At 64.8% G+C, this 23,883-nt stretch carries 25 protein-coding genes and 1 tRNA gene; 19 read left to right on the plus strand and 7 right to left on the minus strand.

Annotated features, from left to right (window positions below):
- The 3 genes from MU553_RS04515 to MU553_RS04525 all read left to right on the plus strand — a co-directional run.
- On the plus strand, positions 1 to 416 hold a 416-nt coding region (locus MU553_RS04515; protein WP_428222013.1), incomplete at its 5' end, for an electron transfer flavoprotein subunit beta/FixA family protein.
- On the plus strand, positions 413 to 1,384 hold the full coding sequence (locus MU553_RS04520; protein WP_247376166.1) for an electron transfer flavoprotein subunit alpha/FixB family protein: 972 nt from the start codon (positions 413 to 415) through the stop codon (positions 1,382 to 1,384). The genes MU553_RS04515 and MU553_RS04520, both read left to right, overlap by 4 nt.
- 432 nt (positions 1,385 to 1,816) lie before the next feature.
- Positions 1,817 to 2,659 carry a polyprenyl synthetase family protein gene (locus MU553_RS04525; protein ID WP_247376169.1) on the plus strand — a complete coding sequence of 281 codons (843 nt, stop codon included), beginning with the start codon at positions 1,817 to 1,819 and terminating at the stop codon, positions 2,657 to 2,659.
- A 35-nt stretch (positions 2,660 to 2,694) separates the two neighbouring features.
- On the opposite strand, the gene MU553_RS04530 is transcribed toward MU553_RS04525, so the two are convergent.
- Positions 2,695 to 3,774, minus strand: coding sequence for a DUF373 family protein (locus MU553_RS04530; RefSeq protein WP_247376172.1), 1,080 nt, complete (start codon positions 3,772 to 3,774; stop codon positions 2,695 to 2,697).
- Between the two features lie 101 nt (positions 3,775 to 3,875).
- Positions 3,876 to 4,424: a DUF1684 domain-containing protein gene (locus tag MU553_RS04535; protein ID WP_247376174.1), complete on the minus strand. Its 549-nt coding sequence runs from the start codon at positions 4,422 to 4,424 to the stop codon at positions 3,876 to 3,878.
- 363 nt (positions 4,425 to 4,787) lie between these two features.
- Here MU553_RS04535 and MU553_RS04540 point away from each other — a divergent pair, with 363 nt between their 5' ends.
- From MU553_RS04540 to MU553_RS04555, 4 genes are all read left to right on the plus strand, one after another.
- The gene (locus MU553_RS04540) at positions 4,788 to 6,185 is read left to right on the plus strand and encodes an FAD-dependent oxidoreductase (protein WP_247376176.1); all 1,398 of its coding nucleotides are present in this window, start codon (positions 4,788 to 4,790) and stop codon (positions 6,183 to 6,185) included.
- 45 nt (positions 6,186 to 6,230) lie between these two features.
- Positions 6,231 to 6,869 carry a class I SAM-dependent methyltransferase gene (locus MU553_RS04545; RefSeq protein WP_247376178.1) on the plus strand — a complete coding sequence of 213 codons (639 nt, stop codon included), beginning with the start codon at positions 6,231 to 6,233 and terminating at the stop codon, positions 6,867 to 6,869.
- Between the two features lie 195 nt (positions 6,870 to 7,064).
- On the plus strand, positions 7,065 to 7,469 hold the full coding sequence (trxA, locus tag MU553_RS04550) for a thioredoxin (protein ID WP_247376181.1): 405 nt from the start codon (positions 7,065 to 7,067) through the stop codon (positions 7,467 to 7,469).
- 146 nt (positions 7,470 to 7,615) lie between these two features.
- Positions 7,616 to 8,611, plus strand: coding sequence for a radical SAM protein (locus tag MU553_RS04555; RefSeq protein ID WP_247376184.1), 996 nt, complete (start codon positions 7,616 to 7,618; stop codon positions 8,609 to 8,611).
- Positions 8,612 to 8,901: 290 nt separating this feature from the next.
- Here MU553_RS04555 and MU553_RS04560 read toward each other — a convergent pair whose 3' ends face one another.
- The gene (locus tag MU553_RS04560; RefSeq protein ID WP_247376186.1) at positions 8,902 to 9,084 is read right to left on the minus strand and encodes a DUF5786 family protein; all 183 of its coding nucleotides are present in this window, start codon (positions 9,082 to 9,084) and stop codon (positions 8,902 to 8,904) included.
- Between the two features lie 121 nt (positions 9,085 to 9,205).
- Between MU553_RS04560 and MU553_RS04565 the strand changes: the two genes are divergently transcribed.
- The 4 genes from MU553_RS04565 (at position 9,206) to MU553_RS04580 (ending at position 12,241) form a co-directional block, all read left to right on the plus strand.
- Positions 9,206 to 10,054: an alpha/beta fold hydrolase gene (locus MU553_RS04565; RefSeq protein WP_247376187.1), complete on the plus strand. Its 849-nt coding sequence runs from the start codon at positions 9,206 to 9,208 to the stop codon at positions 10,052 to 10,054.
- Between the two features lie 222 nt (positions 10,055 to 10,276).
- The gene (locus tag MU553_RS04570) at positions 10,277 to 10,750 is read left to right on the plus strand and encodes a TRAM domain-containing protein (RefSeq protein ID WP_247376190.1); all 474 of its coding nucleotides are present in this window, start codon (positions 10,277 to 10,279) and stop codon (positions 10,748 to 10,750) included.
- 165 nt (positions 10,751 to 10,915) lie between these two features.
- Positions 10,916 to 11,389: a Tfx family DNA-binding protein gene (locus MU553_RS04575; RefSeq protein WP_247376193.1), complete on the plus strand. Its 474-nt coding sequence runs from the start codon at positions 10,916 to 10,918 to the stop codon at positions 11,387 to 11,389.
- 66 nt (positions 11,390 to 11,455) lie between these two features.
- On the plus strand, positions 11,456 to 12,241 hold the full coding sequence (locus MU553_RS04580; RefSeq protein ID WP_247376195.1) for an SDR family oxidoreductase: 786 nt from the start codon (positions 11,456 to 11,458) through the stop codon (positions 12,239 to 12,241).
- Here MU553_RS04580 and MU553_RS04585 read toward each other — a convergent pair.
- Positions 12,238 to 13,236: a mannose-1-phosphate guanylyltransferase gene (locus MU553_RS04585; protein WP_247376198.1), complete on the minus strand. Its 999-nt coding sequence runs from the start codon at positions 13,234 to 13,236 to the stop codon at positions 12,238 to 12,240. The two genes, MU553_RS04580 and MU553_RS04585, sit on opposite strands and share 4 nt — an antisense overlap.
- 30 nt (positions 13,237 to 13,266) lie before the next feature.
- Positions 13,267 to 13,548 carry a DUF7091 family protein gene (locus MU553_RS04590; RefSeq protein WP_247376199.1) on the minus strand — a complete coding sequence of 94 codons (282 nt, stop codon included), beginning with the start codon at positions 13,546 to 13,548 and terminating at the stop codon, positions 13,267 to 13,269.
- Between the two features lie 108 nt (positions 13,549 to 13,656).
- Between MU553_RS04590 and MU553_RS04595 the strand changes: the two genes are divergently transcribed.
- The 5 genes from MU553_RS04595 to MU553_RS04615 all read left to right on the plus strand — a co-directional run bounded on the left by MU553_RS04595 (position 13,657) and on the right by MU553_RS04615 (position 18,888).
- Positions 13,657 to 15,078, plus strand: a complete 1,422-nt coding sequence (locus tag MU553_RS04595; protein WP_247376202.1) for a hypothetical protein — start codon at positions 13,657 to 13,659, stop codon at positions 15,076 to 15,078.
- A 59-nt stretch (positions 15,079 to 15,137) separates the two neighbouring features.
- Positions 15,138 to 16,520: a hypothetical protein gene (locus MU553_RS04600; protein WP_247376203.1), complete on the plus strand. Its 1,383-nt coding sequence runs from the start codon at positions 15,138 to 15,140 to the stop codon at positions 16,518 to 16,520.
- Positions 16,521 to 16,639: 119 nt separating this feature from the next.
- A complete protein-coding gene (locus MU553_RS04605; protein ID WP_247376205.1) occupies positions 16,640 to 17,575 on the plus strand; it encodes a replication factor A in 936 nt (311 codons plus the stop codon).
- 1 nt (position 17,576) lies between these two features.
- A complete protein-coding gene (locus MU553_RS04610) occupies positions 17,577 to 18,185 on the plus strand; it encodes an RPA family protein (protein WP_247376208.1) in 609 nt (202 codons plus the stop codon).
- A 265-nt stretch (positions 18,186 to 18,450) separates the two neighbouring features.
- Positions 18,451 to 18,888: a DUF8146 domain-containing protein gene (locus MU553_RS04615; RefSeq protein WP_247376210.1), complete on the plus strand. Its 438-nt coding sequence runs from the start codon at positions 18,451 to 18,453 to the stop codon at positions 18,886 to 18,888.
- Here MU553_RS04615 and MU553_RS04620 read toward each other — a convergent pair.
- Positions 18,881 to 19,336, minus strand: coding sequence for a DUF5814 domain-containing protein (locus tag MU553_RS04620; protein ID WP_247376546.1), 456 nt, complete (start codon positions 19,334 to 19,336; stop codon positions 18,881 to 18,883). The genes MU553_RS04615 and MU553_RS04620 overlap by 8 nt on opposite strands.
- A gap of 137 nt (positions 19,337 to 19,473) precedes the next feature.
- On the opposite strand from MU553_RS04620, the gene MU553_RS04625 reads away from it, so the two are divergent.
- Positions 19,474 to 19,545, plus strand: a tRNA-His gene (locus tag MU553_RS04625).
- A 182-nt stretch (positions 19,546 to 19,727) separates the two neighbouring features.
- On the opposite strand, the gene MU553_RS23720 is transcribed toward MU553_RS04625, so the two are convergent.
- Positions 19,728 to 20,594: an HNH endonuclease gene (locus tag MU553_RS23720; RefSeq protein ID WP_345893356.1), complete on the minus strand. Its 867-nt coding sequence runs from the start codon at positions 20,592 to 20,594 to the stop codon at positions 19,728 to 19,730.
- A gap of 1,687 nt (positions 20,595 to 22,281) precedes the next feature.
- On the opposite strand from MU553_RS23720, the gene MU553_RS04635 reads away from it, so the two are divergent.
- Both MU553_RS04635 and MU553_RS04640 read left to right on the plus strand, forming a co-directional pair.
- Positions 22,282 to 22,881: a DUF5789 family protein gene (locus tag MU553_RS04635; RefSeq protein ID WP_247376213.1), complete on the plus strand. Its 600-nt coding sequence runs from the start codon at positions 22,282 to 22,284 to the stop codon at positions 22,879 to 22,881.
- Between the two features lie 143 nt (positions 22,882 to 23,024).
- Positions 23,025 to 23,498, plus strand: coding sequence for a DUF7992 family protein (locus MU553_RS04640; protein ID WP_247376216.1), 474 nt, complete (start codon positions 23,025 to 23,027; stop codon positions 23,496 to 23,498).
- The last annotated feature ends 385 nt before the right edge of the window (positions 23,499 to 23,883 follow it).

Genomic DNA, 23,883 nt, shown 5'->3' on the forward strand with positions numbered 1-23,883 from the left:
ACGGTGCGACGGGCGTCGCGCTGGCCGAGAAGATCGGCTACGAGTGGGGCGCGGTCGTCAACGACCTCGAGCTCGACATCGACGGGGGCGTCGCGAGCGTCCACCGCGAACTCGAAGGCGGCGTCGAGGAATTGACTGATATCGAGACGCCAGCCGTCCTCACGATCCAGTCGGGGATCAACGAGCCCCGCTACGCGAGCCTGCGCGGCATCCGCCAGGCCCAGCAGAAACCGCTGGACGTTCAGAGTCTCGAAGACCTCGGTCTGGACGCCGACGTCGTCGAGAGTCCGCTCGCACAGACGTCGATGTACGAACCCGAATCCGAGGGCGACGCCACCATCTGGTCCGGCGACCCCGAGGAGGAAGCCGCACAGCTTGCTGAGTTCCTGCGGGACAAGGGGGTCGTTGACGCATGAGTGACGTACTCGCTGTCACCGAACACCGCCGTGGCGAACTGCGCGACGTCTCGCTCGAGATGATCTCTGCCGGCCGAGAACTGGCCGACGAGACCGGCGGCGACCTGCACCTTGCCGTCATCAGCGGCGATGTCGATACGTACGCCGACGAGGTCAACCGCGAGGGCGTCGACGCCATCCACACCGTCGAGTACGGTGAGGAGTTCAACCACGACGTCTACGCCCAGGCGCTCGAACAGCTCGCCGACGAGCTGGACGCTGCGTACCTCCTGATGCCGAACTCGGTCAACGGCCTGGACTACGCGCCCGCGGTCGCTGAGGCACTCAACCTGCCGCTGGTGACCGACGCCGTCGACTTCTCCGCCGACGGTAGCCTCGAAGTCACGCGCGAACAGTACGGTGGGAAGGTCGAGACCACCATCGAAGTCGAAGAGGACCGCGCAGCCGTCACCGTCCGCCCAGCCGAGTGGCCCCAGGCCGAAGGCACGGGCGACGCCGACGTCTCCGCGTTCGACGCCGACATCGACGAGAGCGCGATCCAGTCCACCGTCACCGGCTTCGAAGAGGTCGCCGGCGGCGACGTCGACATCGCCGAAGCAGAGTTCCTGATCTCCATCGGTCGCGGGATCGAAGAAGAGGAGAACCTGCCGCTGATCGAGGCGCTCGTCGAGGCGACCGACGCGACGCTCTCCTCGTCGCGGCCGATCGTGGACAACGGCTGGCTGCCGGCGAACCGCCAGGTCGGTCAGTCCGGGAAGGTCGTCACCCCTGACGTCTACATCGCGATCGGGATCTCCGGCGCCGTCCAGCACGTCGCTGGCATGAAGGGCGCTGACACGATCGTCGCGATCAACACGGACCCGAACGCGCCGATCTACGACCTCGCCGACTACGGCATCGAAGACGACCTCTTCGAGGTTGTGCCCGCGCTCATCGAGGAGTTCGGCGGCGACGTGCCGGACGTATAGGTTTCGCCGCGAACGAAGTGAGCGGCGTTTTTTGGTCCAGATTTTTGCGCGAGTGGTGTGCAGAGCACACCCGAGCGGAAAAAGGTGGCATCCGAGGAGTTCGGCGGCGAGGTCCCCGACGTCTAAACTCGGCTCGTCTTCTTTCGTTTTTCGCGGGTCGGTGAGTCACTTCTCTCTAATCCTGAACTGGTAGTGTCCCTCGCAACTGCGGTAGAGTAGCGGTACCGGGGACAAAGACGGACTTGTTGTCGAGCATCCGCGGCGCATCGCGCCGCGGTTCACCGGCCGCGAGTGCAACGAGCGTCCGGCTTTTTTGGTCCAGATTTTTGCGACGAGGGTGCCCACAGCGAGCCGCAGGCTCGCGAGGACACCCGAGGAGTAAAAAGGTGGGTTCCGTGGGGTTGAAGCCTCCCCACTCCTGAGGGTCGGGTAATGGAGTATCTTGAGAGCCGACGGGCGCGCGTCGAGGATCGTCTGGAGGAGGTTCTCGACGGCGTCGAACCGTCGGAGTTGGCCGACGAGGTGCGTCACGTCACGCTCTCGGGCGGGAAGCGCGTACGGCCGACAGTGACAGTGCTCGTCTGCGAGGCGCTCGGGGGCGAGCCCGCCGACGCGGTGGACTACGCCGTCGGGATCGAACTCGTCCACAACGCCTCGCTGGTCATCGACGACATCATCGACGACTCGGACGTCCGCCGCGGCGTCCCGAGCGCGTGGGCGGAGTTCGGCTTCGGGCCCGCGATCATCGCTTCGGACGGACTGCTCGGGGAGGCGTTCGCCCTCTTTTCCTCGGACGAGCGGGCGATGCAGGCGGTGTCGGAGGCGATGGTCGAACTCGGCGAGGGCGAAGCGACGGAACTGGTCGCCCAGCCCGAAACCGAAGACGAGTACATGGAACTGGCGCGGCGCAAGACCGGCGCGCTGTTCCGGGCGGCGGCCGAACTTGGTGCGATCGCGGCGGACGCCGACGCCTACACCGTCGAGGCGTTCGGGCAGTACGCAGAGCGCGTCGGGATCGCGTTCCAGATGCGCGACGACGTGCTCGACGCGACGGCCGACGAGGACGACCTGGGAAAGCCGACCGGGCACGACGAGACGATGGACCGTCCCTCGCTCGTGCAGGTGACCGACATCACGCCGGCGGAGGCCAACCAGCGAGCGCGGGACCTCTCCGACGACGCGCTGGCGTCCATCTCGGCGGTCGACGCGCCCGACTCGCAGGCGCTGGCGTACCTCCAGGATCTAGCTGAGTTCGTTGTCGTGCGCGAACGATGACCTCCTGACTGCAGTTCGCGGGCGGTAACCGTTGGTTAGGCCGAGGCTTTGTTGGGGAAGCGGGACTCGGCGACTGCGAAGGCGAGCGTGCTGAACAGGCCGAGGATGGTCCCGCCAGTGAGGGCTGCGGCCAGGTACGACAGCGAGCCGTAGCCGAGGAAGTAGAAGCTCACGCCGTGGAGGACGGCGGCGATGGCGAGCACGTAGAACGGCGCGTTCAGGTAGCGCCACTCGAACGCCTCGTCTAAGTACTCGTCGGTGACGCGGCCGAGGCTGGACGTGATCCCCGCGGCGGCGAACCAGCGGATGGCACCGTAGAGGAGCGCAGCGAGCACTTCCAGGGCAGTGAGCGAGCCGCGACTGGCCTGGAGCTGATCGAGCGTCTGGACGCCCTCGACGCCGCCGATGACCAGCAGGGCGGCCGCGACCACGTACGTGATGAGCGTCACTCGGCCGGCGTAGAGGATCGACCGTGCGTGATCGACGGCCGCGTCGAGCAGGCGCTCGACGCCGAGGCCGCGGCCGAGGACGTACAGTCCCAGTAAACCGGACGTAAACCCGAAGACGGCGCCGGGCAAACCCAGCTGATCGGCGATGATCGCCAGCGGGTAGATCAACAGGAGAATCCCGAGGGGGACGAGGATGGTGCCCCGCGTTTCGGGGTCGTCGAGCACCTGCTTGATGGTGTAGTACATCGATTCCAAGTCCTGGGCCTGTCGGACGACGACGCGGCGGACGCTGTCGATGGTGACGCGCGAGCGGATGACGGGGAGGACGGACTCGTCCTGTGCGCCGTCGGTGACGACGATGGCGCGGACGTCCTTGCTGGCGGAGATCCTGGCCAGCACGGTGTCGACCTCCTCGCCGACCTTCCGATTGGCGGCGACGTCGCTTCCGTCCAGGCCGGTCACGGCCGCGACCTCGATCTCTTCGTCCGGGAGGTCGTCGTGGAGGTGGATTCCCTCGAACAGGACGTTGACGTCGCTGTCCTCGGGATCGGCGGTCGCGAGCGCGACGGCGGCGTCCTCGACGGCGTCCCTGCCGATGACCGGCGTCTCCAGCCCGGTTTTCCGGCCGAGGTCGTCGTCCAGGTCCACACACAGGACCAGCAGCATTACCGAATGGTTCACCGCTGTGGCTTATCTGCTTTTGGGGAGGTGGCGTCAGTCCCGGGTGGCAGACCGGCCGGACGACCGCGCTGGCCGCCGCGGCGACGTCAGTGGTGTTTCTCGTAGTCTTTCTCGCCGGCTTCGATGGGGACCGTGAGCCAGTTCTCGGTCGGCGGGAGCGGACACTCGTACTGGTCTGCGTACGCGCACGTTGGATTGTACGCCTGATTGAAATCCAGAATCCACGTCCCGTCGTCGGTCCGGTGTTCGTCGACCTCCAGATCGATGTACCGACCTGCTCCGTAGGTCTCTTCGCCGCTGGTCGCGTCACGGAACGGGACCCAGAGCCGGTCGTCGTCGGGGTCGGCCTTGTAGGCGACCAGCGTCACCTGCTCGCCGTTCACCTCGAACGTGAACTCGCCCCACGCGAGGTACTCCCGTTCGCCTTCGGTACTCGTCCCGACGGTGACGACCGCCTTGTCGTCGTACTCGTCGAGGGAAAGTTCGTACCGGTAGGCGGGATCGACGGGATAGTAGTTCAGCCCCTCGAAGGCCTCCTGTTCGGCCGGCGGGAGCGGCGAACGGTGCGCGTCCGCGAAGAACTCGTCTTTTCGGCGACGCTGTGCCTCGACTGCGTCCTGATAGTTGGATGCCATGGTGTTCGTGGTTTCCGCGGTGGGTAGCCGTCGATGCCACAGTGGCGGTCGGCGACGCCGTCGTGTCGCACACGGCGCGTGACCGATCGGCCGCCGAGATCGTCCGTTCGGAGTCAGGGGTGCGAACGACTCGCTTCCACAGTTGTAGTATTGCATCGCATACACAAAAGCATTTCTGGGGATGTCGAGTTCCCGACTCGATTCTCCTTCGATGGACCGTTCTGAGCGCGATTTGATCGCGGTGTTTGTTCGGTCAGTGTGCGGTCTTGGGTCGCTGTGCGCTGCTGTGGGATCGCACGTGCCCTTGGTAGAATTGTTTCCTGCGGGCAATACTTTATTAGGGTTCCGGCCGAACGAGCGGATATGAGCGAACCGGTAGTAGTCGTCGGTGGCGACGCAGCGGGGATGAGTGCCGCGAGCAAGTTCAAGCGGGACGCGCCGGACCGTGAGGTCGTCGTCTTCGAGAAAGGTGACTGGGTCTCGTACGGCGCCTGTGGCCTGCCGTACTACGTCAAAGGCGAGGTCGAGACGCTGGCGGACCTGGTGTCGGTGACGCCCGAGTCGTTCATCGAGGAGCGGGGGATCGACCTCCGGACCAACCACGAAGTGACGGCGATCGACCGGGACGCCATGACGATCACGGTCGAGGGCCCGGACGGGGAGTTCGAGCAGGCCTACAGCGACCTGCTCGTCGCGACCGGTGCACGCGCGGTCGAACCGCCCCTGGACGGGATGGACCTCGAGGGCGTGTTCACCCTCCACAATATGGGGGAAGCAGCTGACGTCCGCCAGTACCTCGGCCTGGAGACGCCCACGGTGGACTACGGGGAGGCCGCCAGCGAGTACGCCGAAGCCGAGGACCCCGACGCCGTCGGGATCATCGGCGGGGGCTACGTCGGCGTCGAGATGGCCGAGGCGTTCGCGCATCACGGCCTGGACGTCCACATGTTCGAGATGCTGCCTCACACCCTCCAGCCGTTCGGCGCCGAGGCCGCGGCGACCGTCGAAGACCACCTCCGCGACCAGGGCGTCACCCTGCACCTCGACACCTCAGTCGACGGGATGCACGGGGACGACCGCGTCGAGCGCATCGCGGCCGGCGACGAGGACGTGCCGGTCGACCTGGCGCTGGTCGGCGTCGGCGTCGCGCCGAACGCCGAACTCGCTGCGGATGCGGGCATCGAACTCGGTCCCACGGGCGCCATCGCGACCGACGAGTACGGGCGGACGAACGACGAGCACGTCTACGCGGCCGGCGACAACGCGGAAGCAACGCACGTCGTCACGGGCGAACCGGACCACGTGCCGCTCGCGCTGACGGCCAACCGCGCCGGCCGCGCCATCGGGATGACGCTCGCGGGCGACCCGACGCCGGTCGGCGAGATCGCCGGGACGGCCGCGGTGAAGGCGTTCGACCTCGAAGTCGCCCGCACGGGCGTCATCGACGAGGACCAGGCGGAGGAAGCCGGGTTCGACCCCGTCTCGGTGACGATCACGGCCCAGTCGCGGGCCCACTACTACCCGGGCGGCGAGGAGGTCCAGATCACACTGGTCGCCGACCGCGAGAGCGAGCGCGTTCTCGGGGCGAGCATGGTCGGCCGCGAGGGCGTCGCCAAACGTATCGACACCGTCGCGACCGCGCTCCACGCCGAGATGACCGTCGAGCAGCTCTCGTATCTCGACCTGGCGTACGCGCCGCCCTTCAGCCCCGTCTGGGACCCGGTCCTCACCGCCGCGAAAGTCCTCGACGGCAAGCTCTAACATCATCGCACGCGCGCGACGTTGACCGAAGCGACTCTCTGACCCATGCCCACGATCGATCCCTTCGAGCGCCACACTGACCGCTACGACCGCTGGTTCGAATCCCATCGGGCGGCCTTCGAGTCGGAACTGGCCGCCGTCCGGTCGCTGCTGCCGGGAGACGAGTCTGTCAGCGCCGTCGAAATCGGGGTCGGGAGCGGGCAGTTCGCCGCACCGCTCGACGTCGACCTCGGTGTCGATCCCTCGCCAGCGATGCTCGCACGGGCGCGCGACCGCGGCATCGTCCCGGTGCGCGGGGTCGCGGAGGCGCTGCCGCTCCGAGCCGACAGCGTGGCGGTCGCGCTCTTGGTGACGACGGTCTGCTTCGTCGACGATCTCGACGCTGCGCTCGCGGAGGCCCGGCGCGTCCTTCGACCGGACGGCCGGCTCGTCATCGGCTTCGTCGACCGCGACAGCCGGCTCGGCGAACAGTACCAGGAAAAACAGTCGTCGAACCCCTTCTACCGGGACGCGACGTTCCTCGGCGTCGGGGAACTCCGCGACGCGCTCCTTGCTGCCGGGTTCGGTGACCTCACGTTCGCCCAGACGCTGTTTACAGACCCGACTGAACTGGACGGCACCGACCGCGTCGAATCCGGCTGGGGGAACGGCTCGTTCGTCGTCGTCGCTGCGACGCCGTCCTGACTGCGCTCCCCACCATCGAATCTATATTGCCACTCTCGGGCAATACCGGGGGCAAACACACGTCCGTCGGCAATATTGTTGGGGAGATTCGGCCGACTTGACTCGACTCGCTGATCCCTCGCGTCTACGGAATGGTGCGGTATTGTGGAGGTAACGAAAAACTACTTAACGCTCCGGCCCATAGGTGGGAATGAGATGTCAGAAGCCGACGATCTGGACGAGATCCGCGAGCAAAAGGCAGAGGAACTGCGCGAACAGGCAGACGGCGGCAGTGGGGCTGCGCCCGACGAGCCGATTCACGTCGACGGTGCGGACCACTTCGAGGAACTCCTCTCGGACTACGATCAGGTCTTCGTAGACTTCTACGCCGACTGGTGTGGTCCCTGCAAGATGCTCGAACCGACCGTCGAGGCGCTCGCCGCCGAGACCGACGCGGCGATCGCGAAGGTCGACGTCGACCAGAACCAGATGCTGGCGAGCCAGTTCCAGGTCCAGGGCGTGCCGACCATGATCCTGTTCGCCGACGGCGAGGCCGTCGAGCAGGTCGTCGGCGTCCGGGACAAGGAGTCGCTGGCCCAGCTCATCGCCCAGCACAAGTAGGCGAGACCACGCGCTCCCGTTCCCTCCCGCCGTTTCACCATCCTTCATCCCCTTTCCGTTTCAGACGCCCGAACCCGACAGCGACGGCGACGACTGCGTCCCAAGTCGCACGCTTTTTGCCGCTCGACCGGAAAAGAGAGGTACTGATGCACTCGAAGGGCTGCGAACAGTGTGCCAAGGGGGGCAAGATGGTTCTCTTTGTCTACGGCTACTGTGACCAGCGCGACTGTTTCTACTGTCCGCTCGGCGAGAACCGCAAGAACGTCACGGACGTGTACGCAAACGAACGACTCGTCGAGGACGACCAGGACGTCATCGAGGAAGCAAAGCGCATGGACGCACTCGGGGCCTCCGTCACCGGCGGCGAACCCCAGGAGGCGATGGCTCGCACCACGCGCTATCTCTCCTTGCTCAAAGAGGAGTTCGGCGAGGACTTCCACACGCACCTCTACACCGGGATCACCGGCGGCCGGGAGAACATGCGCCGTCTCTCCGAAGCCGGCCTGGACGAGATCCGCTTCCACCCGCCGTTCGAGCAGTGGGGCGACCTCCACGGCACCGAGTGGGAAGACATCCTCTACGTCGCGCGCGAGGAGGGGCTGACCCCGGCGTTCGAGATTCCGGGAATCCGACCCGAAGAGGAGTTCCTGGACTTTCTGGACGAGGGGGCGGCGGAGTTCTGTAACGTCAACGAGTTCGAGATGAGCCAGGGGAACTACCGCCGGATGCAGGAGGAAGGCTTCGAGCTCAAGGAGGGCCACATGAGCGCCGTCGAGGGGACCCGCGAGGAGATTCTGGACGTGATGGGCGACCACGAGCGGGTGTACTTCTGTACGTCCGTGTTCAAAGACGCCGCCCAGCACCGCCGGCGCCTCAAGCGGATGGCCCGCACGATTCGCCGGCCGTTCGACGAGGTGACCGACGACGGGACGCTCGTCTACGGGAAGACGTGGGTCGACGCCGGGACCTTCGAGGACCTGGGCGTGCCCGAGGAGTTCTACACGGTCAAATCCGACCACGTCGAGGTCGCGTGGTGGCTCTTAGAGGAGATGATCGACGAAGGTGACCTCGACGAGGGCGAGATCGTCGAGCAGTATCCGACGTATGACGGGCAGGTCGTCGAGCGAACGCCGGTTGCGTGACGCGAGCGACCGGTACGAGACACGACTGAAAGGAGTGTCTCGGAAAGACGAGCGGGCGAAGCCCGGAGGAAAGGAGAGCGATTTTTGGTGCAGATTTTTCGACGAGCGGTGGCCGAGCGGAGCGAGGCGACCCGAGGAAGAAAAAGGTGCTCGCGGCAGTATCCGACGTACGACGGGTAGGTCGTTGAGCGAACGCCGGTCGCCTGCAGTGACGAGGGTTCGCGTGCTCCCTGCAACAGGCGTTGCTGCTGAGAATCAGGCGTCGAGAAAAAGCGCGCTGAAAGAGGGACTTAGTCGTCGTCGTCCTGGCTTTTCATGTGCTGGAGCTGGTCGACCAGCTCGTCGGTGGACTTCTCGGTCTCGAAGGTGACCTCGCCGTCGTTGTCGTTCTGGTGGACGTTGACTGCGTCCTCGTCGTCGGTCTCGACGTTCTGGTCCTTCTGCTCGGACTCGTCGTAGCTGCCAAATCCCATGGTGTCGAATACAGGCGACTACCCGTACTAAACGGTCGTGGTCTGCCGGCGCTGTGATGATGATTCTCTCACGGGCGACTGCGCACCGAGACTTTTGGGGGTGCCCGGTGAACCGACGGCCATGCCGCGGAGCGACCAGTTTACCACCGTCGACGACTTCGAACTTCACTACTCGGCCTGGGGCGACCCAGCGAACCCGCCCGTCCTCTGCGTCCACGGACTCTCCCGCGTGGGCCGGGACTTCGACCCGCTGGCGGCAGCCCTCGAAGACGAGTATCACGTCATCTGTCCCGATATGCCCGGCCGGGGACTGAGTCAGTGGGCCGCCGACCCGGCCGAGCGCTACGCTGACGCGGCGATGGTCGACGCGCTCGTTGGGCTGTGCGATCGGCTCGAACTCGATTCGCTCCGATACGTCGGCACGTCGATGGGGGCCGGACTCGGGATGGCGGTCGCCGCCGGGCCGCTGTCCGACCGCATCAGTCACCTCGTCGTCAACGACATGCCGCCGAATCCCGAGACCGACGCCGCGCCCGAAGCCCTCGGCCGCATCATGGAGTACGTCCCGGACCCGCCGACGTTCGAGCGCATCACGGAACTGGAGGCGTACTACAAGGACCTCTACCAGGGCCGCTTCAGTCCGATGAGCGACGAAGAGTGGCGACGGTTCACCGTCACCTCGGCGCGACGCACGGGCAACGGCGGGATCGCCCCGGCGTACGACCCGGCGATTCTCGTCGAGAGCGAATCCGACGACGACGCTCCGGCCCCGTGGGACGTCTGGGAGAGCCTCGATCAGCACCTCTGTATCCTTCGAGGGAAAGAGTCCGAGATCCTCCCGCAGGACCCGTTCGAGCGGATGCAGGAAACGCAACCCGACGCCCAGACCGTCGAAGTCGACTGCGGACACGCACCGTCGCTGAACACCGACGCGCAGATCGAGCCGATTCGGGAGTTCCTGGCGGAATAAGTTGCTGTACGGTGCAGCCGTAGAGCGACAGCGGGAACAAGCGAGCATCCGCCGAGCGCTGTGCGCGAGGCGGTTCCCCGGACGCGAACGAAGTGAGCGTCCGACGTTTTTCGCCCACGTTTTTGTCGCGGGGGTGCCCGCAGCGCCGGTGGCGCGAGGACACCCCCGACGAGAAAAAGGTGGTTCGTAAGCGTTTACTTCGCGCTCTGAGTACCACGGTGCATGCCGGACTGTCCACTCGCGGACGAGTGCCCCAGTTTCTCCGAGCGGATCCAGGGCATGGGCTGTCAGCACTACGGCGACCGCGGCGGGGCCGAGTGGTGTCAGCACTACAACCAGCCGATCCGCGATCTCAAAGAACAGCCTGTCCAGCAGGGGCAGGAAGTCGTCGTCACTGTCGAAGACATCCACGAGAGCGGTGCCGGCGTCGGTCGCACCGAGGACGGCTTCATCGTGATGGTCGACGGTGTGCTGCCCGAGGCGCGGTCGCGTGTGAAGATCACGCGCGTCCACTCGAACCACGCGAAGGCCGAGGAGGTCGAACGGCTGCCGATGGACGAGGACGAAGCCGAAGACGCCGAGGACGACGAGGGCGACGCTGCGGAGGCGGACGCCGAATCCGACGACGAGGACGAGGGGCCGACCAAGAAAGAGGACCCGCGGCTCGGAAGTCGAGACAACTTCTGGGGCGGCTGAGGGTCGTGACGGCCCGAGACGGGCCGACGTACCGGCAGGACTGGCGAGCGGACGACCGGGGTGGACAGTTTCCGTTTCGCGGCTCACAGGTGACAGACGGTGGCTTTTTCGCACGGGCGGTCGAACTCGACGACGAGCGGGCGCGACACGCGTCCACTGACACGAATGACTGAGGACATCGACGTCGAGGACATTCTCGACCGGGCGGGATTCGACGAGGAGACGAACGTCCTGACCAGGCGACAGGCGGAGGTGCTGGCGCTCCGCGAGCGCGGGATGGCGCAGGCCGACATCGCCGACCGACTGGGAACGTCACGGGCGAACGTCTCCAGCGTCGAGGCGAGCGCGCGTCAGAACGTCGAGAAGGCGCGCGAGACGGTCGCGTTCTCCGAAGCGCTGCACGCGCCGGTTCGGATCGTCGTCGAACCGGGGACGGACCTGTACGACGTGCCGGCGATGGTGTTCGACCGGTGCGACGAGGCGGGCGTGAAGGTGAGTTACACGGCGCCCGACCTGATGAAACTCGTGAGCGACGCGGCCGGCAACGCGATCACCGGCCGCAACGTCGAACAGGAGCTGTTCCTCGGGGTCACGAGCGACGGCGAGGTCCGGGTGCGGCGCCAGACGCGACCCGAGTGAACTCGCGCTCGTCTCGTCCGCCGTGAACGCGCAGAGATTTAGGGGACGGCAGCCGTCGGCTCGCGCATGGACCTGGGACTCGACGGGAACGCAGTACTGTGTACGGCAGCGAGCAGCGGCCTCGGCTTCGCGAGCGCCGAGGCGTTCGCCCGCGACGGGGCCGACGTGGCGATCTGCGGGCGCGACGAGGAGCGTCTCGCGGATGCGCGCGAACAGTTACAGGACGCCGGGGACGGCGCCGTGCTCGCGGTGCAGGCCGACATCACCGACAAGGCCGACCTGGAGGGGTTCGTCGACGAGACCGTCGCCGAGTTCGGCGGGCTGGACCACCTCGTGACGAGCGCCGGTGGGCCGCCGAGCGGCCCGTTCCTGGACATGGACGACGAGGACTGGCAGGACGCCTACGACCTGCTGGTGATGAGCGTGGTCCGCGCGACGCGGGCGGCGTATCCCCACCTCGAAGCGGGCGACGGTGGCACGATCGTCAACATCACCTCGCGCTCGGTGCAGGAGGTCATCGACGGCCTGGTGCTGTCGAACTCCGTCCGGCGGGCGGTCATCGGGCTGATGAAGACCCAGGCGCGGGAGTTCGCGCCGGACGTGCGCGTCAACGCGGTCCTGCCGGGGGCACACGAGACGAGTCGCATCGAGGAACTCATCGAGCAGTCCGTCGAACGCGGCGAGTTCGACAGCTACGACGAGGGACGCGACGACTGGTCCGAGGGCGTGCCGCTGGAGCGCGTGGGCGATCCGCAGGAACTCGGCGAGGCGGTCGCGTGGCTCTCCAGCGACGCGGCGAGTTACGTCAACGGCGCGGCGCTCCCGGTCGACGGCGGGAGCCTGCGGAGCTAGAAGCGGTCGTCGTCTCGTAAGCGGGCGACGACGTCGCGGACGCGCTGGGCGTCGGCTTTCGGCACGACGAGCGTGCGATCGCCGTAGCTGGCGATCACGAGGTCCGAGACGCCGACGGCGCTCACGTGGCCGTCGGTGGCGACGACGCAGTCCTCGCTGTCCGCGAGCAGGCCGTCGCCGACGACGACGTTGCCCTCCGGGTCGGCGTCGAGGACGCGCTCGAACGCGTCCCACGAGCCGAGATCGTCCCACTCGAACTGGGCAGGGACGAGATACGCGCGACCGGTCCGTTCGAGAACGGCGTAGTCGATGCTGACGGGGTCGACGGCGTCGAAGCCCTGTTCGGGGCGGCCGGCGTCGAGGGCGTCGACGAGCGGTTCGAGCGGGGTCTGCCGGGCGGCCGACAGCAACGCGTTGGGCGTCCAGGCGAAGATGCCGGCGTTCCAGTAGAACCCCTCCTCGACGTAGTTCTCGGCAGTCGCTGAATCGGGCTTCTCGACGAACTGGTCGACCGTGAAGTAGCCGTTGCGACGCTCACCGGGGTTCACGTAGCCGTAGCCCGTCGCAGCTCGGGTCGGCTCCACGCCCACGGTGACGAGCCCCCCCGTTTCCACTGCGGCGGCCGCCGCCGTCTCCATCGTCGTCGCGAACGCGCCGCTGACGTGGTGGTCGCTCGGGAGACAACAGAGAACGCAGTCGCCGACCTGCTCGCGGATGCGGTGGGCCGCGTAGACCAGCGCCGGCCCGGTGTCTTTGGGTTCTGGCTCGGTGAGGACGCCGGCGCTGGGCGCGTGCTCGCGGACGTCGTCGGCGAAGGCCGGCCTGGTGAGGACGTACACCTCGTCGGCGAACGCGGCGCGGGCGACGGTGTCGGCGAGCAGCGACTGGTCGCCGCCGAAATCGAGGAACTGCTTCGGCCTGTCGCTGCGGCTGGCGGGATAGAGCCGGGTCCCCGTCCCGCCAGCGAGCACGACCGCGACGAGCGGGCGGTCCATACCGATCAGTCGACCGCCGGCAGGAAAAGCCTACCAGGTTTCGACGACGCCCTCGCGGACGTCCTCGACGCAGCCCCGACAGTCCTGGTGGTCGGGATCGAAACACGCGGGCCGGGCCTGTTCGTCGAGCGAGACGGCCCGGCGCTCGGCGTGCCGTCGGCAGACGATCTTCGCGCGCCCCGCCTCGTCCTGGGGGAGGTCGGCGAGCGCGCTCCGTTTGGCGTCGCTGTAGGCCCGCCTGGCGTCGTCGATCTGCTGGCTGGCGGACCGGAACGTGGTCTCCAGGAAGCGACGGATGCGCCCCTCGTCCATGTGGTCCTGGTGGCACTACCCCCACAAAGGTCCGTCGCCGACGGGATCGACGGTCGTCTCGGTCGAACGATATGAAAAACTAAGAATCTGTACCACAGTCAACAGCACATGGCTTCTGAGAAGCCCTCCAGACGTGACGTCTTGCGGACCGGTATCGCCCTGTCGGGTCTCGCGACGCTCGGCAGTCTCGCGGGCTGTACGGGACTGCACGACGCCGAGAACGATCAGATCGACACGCCCGTTCCCACCGAGTCGGACGAGAGCGACGACTTCGACACGGCCCTTCGGCGCGTCCCGAACCGGGCCGACGCCGCCGTTCACGCCGACGCCGAGACGGTGCTCGACGACCGCGGGACCGAACGGGTCGTCGACGCGATGCTCGAGACGCAGGCGAAAAACAGCTGGTACACTGGCCCCGAAGACTACGCGGAACTGCTGACGCGGTTCGAGACGGACACTGGCCTCGACCCCGACGGCGTCCGGTCGGTCACGCCGTTCTGGGCGTGGAGTTCGGGCGCCAGCTACGAGACGATCGACCCGGCGTTCAACGGGTGGCTGTTCAGGGCCGACTGGACCGCGGACGCCCTCGTCGCGTCGATCGAGCAGTCGAACACCGGGTACGACCGAGACGAGTACGCGGGGCAGCCGCTCTACGAACCGGAGTACGAACGCTCTTACTGGGTCGGCGTCGTCGGTGACGGCGAGTTCGTGATGGGCTCGGAAGACGCCGTCAAAGCCGGGATCGACGTCCAGCACGGGGACGAAGACCCGATGGACGAGGGCCTCAGAGCGGCCTACGAGACCGCGCGGACGGGACCAGTCAGGTTCGTCGGGACGGTCCCGACCGACCACCTGCCCAACACCGTCGGGCCGGACGAGCAGCACGACCTGACCATCCTGGACGAGATCGACGTGGTCGTCGGCGCAGTGTACCGGAACGGCGACAACCGCGGCATCGAGACGACGTTGGTCGCCGACGACGCGGCGGCAGCCGACGACGTGGCGGCGATGCTCGACGGCCTGTTCACGCTCGCGAGAAATACGGAAACGAACGATGCGATCGGCGACGCGCTGGCTGCCGCCGAGGTGACACAGGACGGAACGACCGTCCGCGTCTCCTACGGGGCGTCGATCGCGGACCTGGTCGATCTGGTCGAGGAAGCGATGGGGTCGACCGGGCACGATGACGGGATCGCGTCGGTCCCCCAGGCGTCTTTCACCTTCGAGTACGAGGAGACCAAAGGGGACCGCGGCACGCTGAGTATCGTGCACGAGGGCGGCGACATCATCACACAGTCGGAACTGTTCGTCCGTGGCGAGGGCTTCGCGGCAGTCCCGTCGGTGGACATGACTGACAGCGGACGGTGGGCCGGGTCGACGAGCAGTACGCAGGACGGTCAGCCGGCAGTCGCTCCGGGGGACGCGGTGACGGTCGGTATCAAGGCGGCCGGTGAGATACGAGTCATCTACCGGTCGACCGACGGTGAGACGGCCGCGACGCTCGCAGCCTGGGAAGGCCCCGACGCCTGAGCCGGACGAGGATATATCGACACAATAACAATTATGGGCTGATATGTGTGTGAGTACACATGGACGCTCATCGTTCGCGGCGTGACGTACTGCGGTCAGGGACTGCCATCGCAGGGATGGCCGGCCTGACCAGTCTGGCTGGCTGTTCGGACATCGTGGACTCCGTGGTGGGTAGCTCCGGGCAGCTTGGCCCAGTGCCCGACGACGTCGACGTGGCCGTGCAGGCGGACACCGACGCGCTCCGGAACGACTCGGGACTGCGGTCGGTGGTGAACGCGTGGCTGGAGGTCCAGGCACGTGACGGGACGGACGAACCCAGGACTGTCGAGGACCTGCTGGGGCGCTTCGAGGAGGAGACGGGAGTCGACCCTTCGACGGTGTCCAGCGTGACGCCGTTTCTCAGGTGGAACGGCCTCTACGGGTTTTACAACCTGCGCGGGTTCGGCTCGCTCGTGACGATCGACGCCGACGCGGAGGACGTCGTCGACGGTCTCGCAGCAGTCAGTACGTGGTCGTACGATGAGGACGAACACTACGGACAACCCATCTATCGGCCGGACACCCAGTATCGACTGAGCATCTGGGTCGGCGTGCTCGACGCCGAGGCGGGCCGGTACGTCGTCGGCGCCGAGGGGGCAGTCAAGAACGCTATCGAGGCCCAGATCGGCGAGGCCGAAGCGCTCGACGGGACCCTCGCGGACGCGTTCTCGACCACTCGCTCGGCACCCGTTAGATTCGTCGCCGACGTTCCGCTGGCGTACGTGCCGGAGGCACTCAACCAGCGCACCGACGCCGAGACGATCCAACTGGAACCGCTCAACGAGGTCTCGACCGTCTCGGGGGCCGTCTACCGGGACGGTGACGAGCGCGGCATCGAGGCGACGTTCGCGGCCGACGACGACGACACGGCGGCGAATCTCGTCGAGATGCTAGAGGCGGTGCTCGATTTCACCGCGACCGAGGCGAGCACGGACGCCGTCGCGACCGTCCTGGAGGACAGTTCCATCACCCAGAACGGGGCGGACGTCGTCGTCACGTACGAGAACTCGACGGACGAACTGGCCGACCTCGCGAGCGAACTCGCCTCGCCAGCTCCCCGGCGACGCGAGACGCCGATGGCGAAGTTCACCTTCGAGTACGAGGGGGGCGAAACCAACGTCGGAACGGTGACGATCACCCACGACGGCGGTGACACCATCCGACGCGACGAACTCTCCATCAGGGGAGAGGGCTTCGCACCGATTCCGGACGTCGACATGACTGGGCCCGGCGAGTGGCAGGGGAGTGCGTCCGGTGAGATCGACGACGGACCGGCCGTGGTCGCCGGTGATCACGTCACGATCGGCGCCGAATCCGACTACGACTTCAGCGTCGTCTGGGAGTCCGAAGACGGTGAGATGTCGGCGACGCTCGCAGCCGACACCGGTCCTGCGGAACTGTGACCTGCGCCTGCCACAACCTGTCAGCACACCACTTCCACTCTGCTGGCCGAGCCTTTATACTGGATGGCGACGAACCCTCGATTGCCTCCCATTGAAAACGACGCGGAGGCAGTGAGAGCATGACAGATTTGCGTACCCAAGCGGAAGAGATACACGAGCAGTTTTCCGACCAGCTCGACATCACGGTCGAGACCGTCCAGGAGCGACTGGACACGCTGGTCAACGAATACAAGGTTCCCCTCGACGAGGCGCGCCGGAGCGTCACGAGCACGTACCTCGACGAGGCGGGCATGGAGCGCGAGGACCTCTCGAGCGGTGGTGGGGGGAACGAGCGCAAACAGATCAGCGACGTCGACGCACCAGAGGAGTGGATCGACCTCACGGCGAAGGTCGTCGAACTCTGGGACGCCAACAGCGACGCCGTCGCGCAGGTCGGCCTGCTGGGCGATCCCACCGGGACGATCAAGTTCACGAAGTGGTCGAAATCCGACCTCCAGGACCTCGAAGAAGGGCAGGTCTACGACCTGCGTAACGTCGTGACCGACGAGTACCAGGGCCGGTTCTCGGTCAAACTCAACCGGACGACCGTCATCGAGGAGTCCGACGAGGACATCGAGGTCGGCGACGACGACGCGACCGTCGAGGGCGCGCTGGTCGACATCCAGAGCGGGAGCGGCCTCATCAAGCGTTGCCCCGAGGAGGACTGCACGCGCGTGCTCCAGAACGGGCGCTGTTCGGAACACGGCGAAGCGGAAGGCGAGTTCGACCTCCGCATCAAGGGCGTGCTCGACGACGGCGACGACGTCCACGAAGTCATCTTCGACAAGGAGGCCACCGAGGAGTTCACGGGCATCACCTTAGAAGAGGCCAAGGAGATGGCCATGGACGCGCTGGACACGACCGTCGTGGCCGACCAGATGCGCAAGGAGACCCTCGGGAAGTACTACCGCGTGAGCGGGCCGACGTTCAGGCGGTACGTGCTGGCCGATTCGGTCGAGGAACTGGACGGCGCAGTCGACGCCGAAGCAACCCTCATCAAAGCGAGGTCGATCTAACATGGCAGCAGTCCCAACCCGCGAGGTCGCCCGGCGCGTGTTCGCACGCGAGTTCAACGACGCCGGTTACACGTTCAAGGAGTCCGACGACGAGCGCGCGCCCGTCTACCTCCTGCTCCCGACGGGCGAGCGGGCTAACCGCATCTTCATCGTCGGGACGCTCACCGAGACGGAAGACGTCGGCGAGGACTCGGAGTACTGGCAGGGTCGGGTCGTCGACCCGAACGGCGACACGTTCTTCATGTACGCCGGACAGTACCAGCCCGACGCCGCGAGCATGCTGCGCGAACTCGAACCGCCGGCGTACGTCGCGGTGGTCGGCAAGCCCCGAACCTACGAGACCGACGAGGGTGACGTGAACGTCTCCGTCCGGCCCGAATCGATCACGACGGTCGACGAGGCCACCCGCGACCGCTGGGTCGTCGAGACGGCGGAGCGCACGATCGAGCGCATCCAGCGGTTCCAGGAGAGCGAGGAGGCGACGACCGACGAGTACGTCGAGATGGCCCGCGAGGAGTACGACCTGCCCGTCGAGAACTACCGTCGGGCGGTCGTCGAAGCCCTCGAGAGCCTGGACACCGCCGACGACGAACTGCAAGCGTCGACGTAATTCCTCTCGGCTCCGGTTTTTCTGTCGCTGTACAGCCAGCGACTGCGCTGTCACCGATCAACTGACCACGTGGCCCCGGAACCAGCGTTATCACTTCCCACTGAGCGTCACGACAACCGGTCTATTCTCAGAAAAGATAACTGGAGCACTAATCTTACCTTTTCGACCAGCTGAGTCACTTCCATTGCGACGGAAAATATCAGAATCTGATATGCGTGTGTCTGACAAACCGTTAAGTGAGTGTAGTGAGACGACTTCTAGTACGATGGGCAACAAAAACAAGACGATCTCCTTTCGCGTGAGCCAGGAGAAGTTCGAGACGCTCCGCGAGATCGCAGAGGAGCGGGATCTCTCGCTCTCTGCGGTGTTCCGCGACTACGTGGATCTGCTCGTTGCCCACGACGGCCAGGTCGAGGTCGTCCCCGAACACGAGGTCAACGAGCGCACGAGCGACGAGACGAGTTTCCCGCCGAAGGTCGAAGTTCCCAAGAGCTTCGTTCGCGAACACGAGCGGCTGGAACTCGAAGCCGAACACCTGCGTGAACAGCTCGAAGAACACAAACGCTACGTGACGAAACTCCGCCAGGAACTCGACGAGCACGAAGACGGCGAGGAAGTCATCCAGCTCGAAGACTTAGACGGCGGCGAGGACGAAGAAGACTCGCCCTACCGCATCGGCGGTGGCTTCGACGACTCTATCTAACTAGGTTCTGTTTCGTATTGCGCGCTCGCCGCGCCATCTCCTCGTTTCCGTCCACGTCGGCCAGGGATTCGACCGCTTCGAGCGTGCGCACCGAATCGTCCAGAAACGAGAGGACGTCGCCCGGATAGGCGTACAGCATGTAATCGTCGCCCATCACGTCGACGATGGCGTCCGGACCGAGGCCCTGCTCGCGGAGTTCGAGCAGGTACTCGATGAACTTCTCTTCGGGGTGACCACAGTGCGGGTTGGCCTGACAGTCGCAGTCCATGAAATCCTCGGCGAAATCTAGCACTCGGTCCTGGGTGGTCTCGTCGAGTTTCGCGAGGTTCTCGCCCTGAAAGAGGAGGTCGAGCGTCGCACCGGAGAACGCTCCCTTCGGAATGTTCGTCTCCAGCTGGGAGGCGATCTGCCGATGGTTCTTGACGTAAATCTTGTCCGTGATGGCCACGCGTACAGTCACGTACGACTGCTCACCGGAAAAGCGTCTCGGAATTGGTGTGTCACGGGGTGACGCGCCCACAGAGGGAGTCGTAACGTATTTCAGGTGCAGACGAATTAGGTGGAAGTGCAGAGACCCAACGCGTGTCCGGGTTGGGGTAGTGGTTATCCTTCAGCCTTGTGGAGGCTGAGACGCGGGTTCGATTCTCGCACCCGGACTGACACTTTCTTCGGTTTCCTATATCGTTGTTAGATGAGATATAACGCCGGAATTTTGGCGCTCACAATCTAGAGTCTCGATTTGTGTATGCTGTCTGATTTCAGGCTGGTGGGGGTGTATTGCATTTGTAGCACAATACAACCCTCCATAGACGCCATCGGTCCAATCATACAATGCAATTTTAATCAGGGTCATCTGGGAATGTACGAATCAGCGCCCGCAGTCGGCCCCGTGGAATCTTTCCGTGGTCCGCTTTGCGATGACAGCTAATACAGAGTGAAATAACGTTGTCTAGCCGGTGTGCGTCCTCAGTCGAGTGATTCTCAGACTCGGCGTACACCCGAACGGGGATGATATGATGGACATCCGGATTCCGATCGAGCTCATCGGGAGTCACCCCACAGACTCGGCATTGGTAACCGTCCCGTTCGAGCGCCTGTGACCGAATCTCGTTCCACCCTTTGCCGTACGACGGGCTTCCACCACCTTTCCAGTTCGGGTGTCCCTCGCCTGTGAAGGCTTCCGACAACCACTGTTTTCGACACTCTTCACTGCAGACTATCACGTCACTCATTTCACTGGGCCAGCGTTCATCCTCAGAACCACAAACAACACACGTGACTGTCTGCTTCCCACCTGACCATCGGGGATGGTCCTGCCCCTCTATTGTGGGTGGCGTTCGCCACTGTTCTGTTTCCACACAGCTCGGACAGTACAGACCACGCTTTTCGGACGGGTAGTATTCGAACTCTTGATCACAGATTTGGCACGTCGTCGTTTCACGTCCGCCGTTGTAATTCGGATTGTTTGCCCCAGCGAAGGAGACCGCTTCCTCACGGCAGACGTCGGAACAGTACTTTTTCTGGTGTTCTGAATGGAAATAGCCCTCGCAATTGTGACATTGGCGGTTGGGAAGTACCTCTCCGTGTTTTTTGGAGTGGTGTATCGCGAGGCCATTTCGAGTATCGAAGACACGATCACATTCTGGACATCGGCGGCCGTTCATCGTTTTTCCCCCAACTCGAAAATCCCCGCTATCTGCAACCATTGTGCAGCCGATCGGTTCCGGAGTTGTTGCATGTGGTTCCGTTTCATCGTCGAACCATGGGCGCACTCCGTGCGCCCACCCCTATGGGCGGAGACAAACACGCCATCAAACGACTAGGTGGAGACCCCTGAAGCGGGCTCGACCCATCTCACAGACTCTCGACTGTGAGACAACTGGGTAATCCCCATGTTACGGACCGTTTACGCTCTCTAATCGTTGCCTGACGCTCCACCTTCACGGATGCGGCGCTCGCTCGAATCGGTGGGCTCCCCTCGAAATGGATCTGTGGACGATTCTCTTGGAAACTGCCCGTCGGCGTGAACGGTGATCTGGGCGGATTCTGGACTCGACCGCGTTCGAAAACGGGCCGTAAGTCCACAGGAGCCGTCCGTTGCTGAACACGCCGGAGCGGGAAGCTAGGCGAATCTGCAGCCGACTCGTGATTTCCACAGAAACGGTTTTCGGCCGCAAGAACACACTGACACACGGGTTTCGGGACGTTGGTGAGCGGGGGCGCTGAGCGACGGAGGGGCCCCAGCCGGTCGAAGCACAGTGACAGTCCGGCCGAGAGAGGAACGCTCTGGGTGGATGCGAAGGCTGCAGCAACCCTGGGACCAACGGCGAGCGCCAGCCTGGACAGACACCACGACCGGCCGGACGGTTCCACACAACCGTGCCGTCTGGCGATTTTCGCGCGGCCTGTTCCAGGTGGCCCGGGTGACCGGCGACGAGGGACTGTCGTCGGATGCAGATGCGACGCGACAGCGACTCTCGCGGGTGTGTGACGATGAGCTGTGCCTTGCAGTGGTGCGTTCTGGTCGGTGGCCCGTCCGATCACCACAGGCCTGGAAACCCGTGTGCACGCCTCTCCTTGCGGGCGAAATCCGGTTGTGGTGAGTGCGACTGGGAGTCGGCGGGAGCCTGATGGGTTCGGGGACGAACGATAGTCGCCCCTCAGTGAGGCCTCGCACTGCGGGATCACTGCTCCAGCCGCGACCTGCTGGCTGCACCGTGTCGAGTTCCGACTGGTGGGCACCACAGTCCACCACCCTCTCCTTCCGCGGTGTGGGAGGTGATCCGCACCTCGGCCGGCGTCCGACTGTTCGATCGGGCGGCAGCCGAGTCCCACTCCGTCGACGGGGCTGCCCTCACGGACGAGGTCCCAGACCAGTGGGGTCACTGCACAGCGGTTTGGGGCTCTCGCTCACCGCGACCAGATCGGGCGCGCCCACCGGCGCTTCGCCGCCGAGCAGATGACCGGAGCACTCGGTGAGGCCATCGCCGACGGGCGGGCGAGCGACCGACTGCCGGCGTGACGGCGCCGAGCCAGGGACGGTCCGCGCTCGCCAGGGAGGCGTTGCCGGTCGCGAGCAATCGAGTCTCGGGGAGTTCTACCGGGCGACCGGGAGGCATCGGTACCGAGCCTGTGTCCCCCACTTTGCTGACTCGCTCAGTCACGTACTGATTGCGAAGGCCGGGTGGCAATATCTATCGTCTCTGGGACGAACGACGTGCGAGAGAGAGGGTAGATTCAGCACTCAAACACCAGTGATTCCTCGGGTGTTCAGTGCACTAGCAGACCTGTCTGGCGATGACCGAGACACTCGATTTTGCTGGCCGGCGGACACGTTCCGGAGTACCAGAGATCGGCCACAGAGCTATCCGGATGGCGAGCCAAAATCCAGGGATGGCAGACGATAAGCGCGGTCGAGACAAGCAAGCACAAGACGCTGAGAGACGCCAGCAAGAGCGTGAGGTTGCCACAGAACTGGAGCGTGGCGACGAAAGAGAGCCACCGTTCGTCGCAGAGGAACTCGCCGATTTCGAGGCAGAGCTCGAAGAACTGACGTTCCCGGCGACGGGGACTGAGCTCGTCACGGCGATCGGCGATCGCGAGATCGAATCGGTCGAGGGGAGCTACAGTATCGAGGAACTAGTCCCGGAGACAGACGAGGAGACGTTCGACTCGCCAGCTGCCGTCGGGGTGCAAGTACAGCGGCCGACAGTTGCTGCGGCCATGAAACGAGTCGTGGAAGCCAGCACGACGCTTCGGAATACGGATTTCAGTTGGTCACAGCGCAGAGCGTACGAGAAGACCTTCCAGGAACTCAAAGCGATCGACGCCGATGACGACGATGAAGGGATCCAAGCCATCAGCGACTGGATCGTCGAGCGAATCGGCGACAACGAAAGACTCCCGACGTCCCGGGCGGTACGCCGAGAGGCGGCGAAGTTCTGTCGGGCGAACGGATATCAGGTCCGAAACGACGAGTGGCTTGGGATATAAACCGACGATCGGGGGCGACCGTGGCAATGACTGCTGTCACGTTCCACCCGTGACCGAGACGCGCCCTCTATCCTGTAACGGGATGGAGGCGTCTCATTAGGAACTGCTCTGGGCTTTATTGTGCTACCAGTGGTTCCACTGGTATGGCGCTCGATATCGAGGTTCCGGCACCACCAGACCTCTCGAACCGAGGGATGCCGCGCGACTTCGAGTGGCAAGAAGAGACGCTCGGGTCAGAGGACTTCTACCGCGAAGACATCGAAGACCTGCTCCAGGAGGGTGCGTGGAAAGAGGGCTTCAACGAGTGGGCCGAGTACACGAATTTCGATGAAGAGCACGTTCGAACTGTCAGCGACCTTGGCCTGTTCCACGCGTTCGACTTCTACTGGGACCCGACCGAAGACCGTCTTCGTTTCGACGCCCCGACGGTTCCGACCGACTATCGGGAACCGGATGGGCCCGAGTCGCTCGGTTCGAGCACGGTTTCAATGATTGACGGTGAGTTAGATGATCTCGGCCGAGCGGTACAGGAGACACTTGAAGAGTACCTCGAACGGGACGACGAAACGTCCGACTACGGCTGGGGTGAGGAAACGTACGGCAAACGCGAGGAGTGATTCCAGTCACTCCAGCCCGTTCGACGACGTCCGAGAGGCAGATTCTCTCTGTCGGAAGCACTCGCCCCTGCTCCTCGATTGCGGTCGGAAGTTTCTCGCCCGGATGCTACCAATATGTATGTATTAGGTCATTAGCGGTGTGACCGATTCAGAGGATACAGTTAGCAGTTGGCCACCGTCGGTTTCACACCGATCCGAATGAATCGACCGGTCAGTAGAACTGCTCATCTACCGTCACAAACGGCAAAAATAGGCGTTTCTCATTGACTGACCGAGTAACCATGGCTGGGTAAGACGGGACTCAGCGCTGCGGTGTGTTGGTGTCATATGCTGCCAAACACAGCTCGTCGGGTCCAGTGGCCTAACTGCCCACTTCTGAGAACGG

The organism is Halorientalis brevis (assembly GCF_023077655.1).

Coding starts and splice junctions, on each gene's coding strand:
- MU553_RS04580 (WP_247376195.1), top strand. CDS start 11,456: ATGGACCTGGGACTCGACGGGAACGCAGTACTGTGTACGGCAGCGAGC.
- MU553_RS04610 (WP_247376208.1), top strand. CDS start 17,577: ATGGCAGCAGTCCCAACCCGCGAGGTCGCCCGGCGCGTGTTCGCACGC.
- MU553_RS04520 (WP_247376166.1), top strand. CDS start 413: ATGAGTGACGTACTCGCTGTCACCGAACACCGCCGTGGCGAACTGCGC.
- MU553_RS04530 (WP_247376172.1), bottom strand. CDS start 3,774: ATGCTGCTGGTCCTGTGTGTGGACCTGGACGACGACCTCGGCCGGAAA.
- MU553_RS04615 (WP_247376210.1), top strand. CDS start 18,451: ATGGGCAACAAAAACAAGACGATCTCCTTTCGCGTGAGCCAGGAGAAG.
- MU553_RS04635 (WP_247376213.1), top strand. CDS start 22,282: ATGGCAGACGATAAGCGCGGTCGAGACAAGCAAGCACAAGACGCTGAG.
- MU553_RS04555 (WP_247376184.1), top strand. CDS start 7,616: ATGCACTCGAAGGGCTGCGAACAGTGTGCCAAGGGGGGCAAGATGGTT.
- MU553_RS04605 (WP_247376205.1), top strand. CDS start 16,640: ATGACAGATTTGCGTACCCAAGCGGAAGAGATACACGAGCAGTTTTCC.
- MU553_RS04545 (WP_247376178.1), top strand. CDS start 6,231: ATGCCCACGATCGATCCCTTCGAGCGCCACACTGACCGCTACGACCGC.
- MU553_RS04585 (WP_247376198.1), bottom strand. CDS start 13,236: ATGGACCGCCCGCTCGTCGCGGTCGTGCTCGCTGGCGGGACGGGGACC.
- MU553_RS04590 (WP_247376199.1), bottom strand. CDS start 13,548: ATGGACGAGGGGCGCATCCGTCGCTTCCTGGAGACCACGTTCCGGTCC.
- MU553_RS23720 (WP_345893356.1), bottom strand. CDS start 20,594: ATGGTTGCAGATAGCGGGGATTTTCGAGTTGGGGGAAAAACGATGAAC.
- MU553_RS04525 (WP_247376169.1), top strand. CDS start 1,817: ATGGAGTATCTTGAGAGCCGACGGGCGCGCGTCGAGGATCGTCTGGAG.
- MU553_RS04540 (WP_247376176.1), top strand. CDS start 4,788: ATGAGCGAACCGGTAGTAGTCGTCGGTGGCGACGCAGCGGGGATGAGT.
- MU553_RS04535 (WP_247376174.1), bottom strand. CDS start 4,424: ATGGCATCCAACTATCAGGACGCAGTCGAGGCACAGCGTCGCCGAAAA.
- trxA (WP_247376181.1), top strand. CDS start 7,065: ATGTCAGAAGCCGACGATCTGGACGAGATCCGCGAGCAAAAGGCAGAG.
- MU553_RS04575 (WP_247376193.1), top strand. CDS start 10,916: ATGACTGAGGACATCGACGTCGAGGACATTCTCGACCGGGCGGGATTC.
- MU553_RS04595 (WP_247376202.1), top strand. CDS start 13,657: ATGGCTTCTGAGAAGCCCTCCAGACGTGACGTCTTGCGGACCGGTATC.
- MU553_RS04565 (WP_247376187.1), top strand. CDS start 9,206: ATGCCGCGGAGCGACCAGTTTACCACCGTCGACGACTTCGAACTTCAC.
- MU553_RS04600 (WP_247376203.1), top strand. CDS start 15,138: ATGGACGCTCATCGTTCGCGGCGTGACGTACTGCGGTCAGGGACTGCC.
- MU553_RS04570 (WP_247376190.1), top strand. CDS start 10,277: ATGCCGGACTGTCCACTCGCGGACGAGTGCCCCAGTTTCTCCGAGCGG.
- MU553_RS04640 (WP_247376216.1), top strand. CDS start 23,025: ATGGCGCTCGATATCGAGGTTCCGGCACCACCAGACCTCTCGAACCGA.
- MU553_RS04560 (WP_247376186.1), bottom strand. CDS start 9,084: ATGGGATTTGGCAGCTACGACGAGTCCGAGCAGAAGGACCAGAACGTC.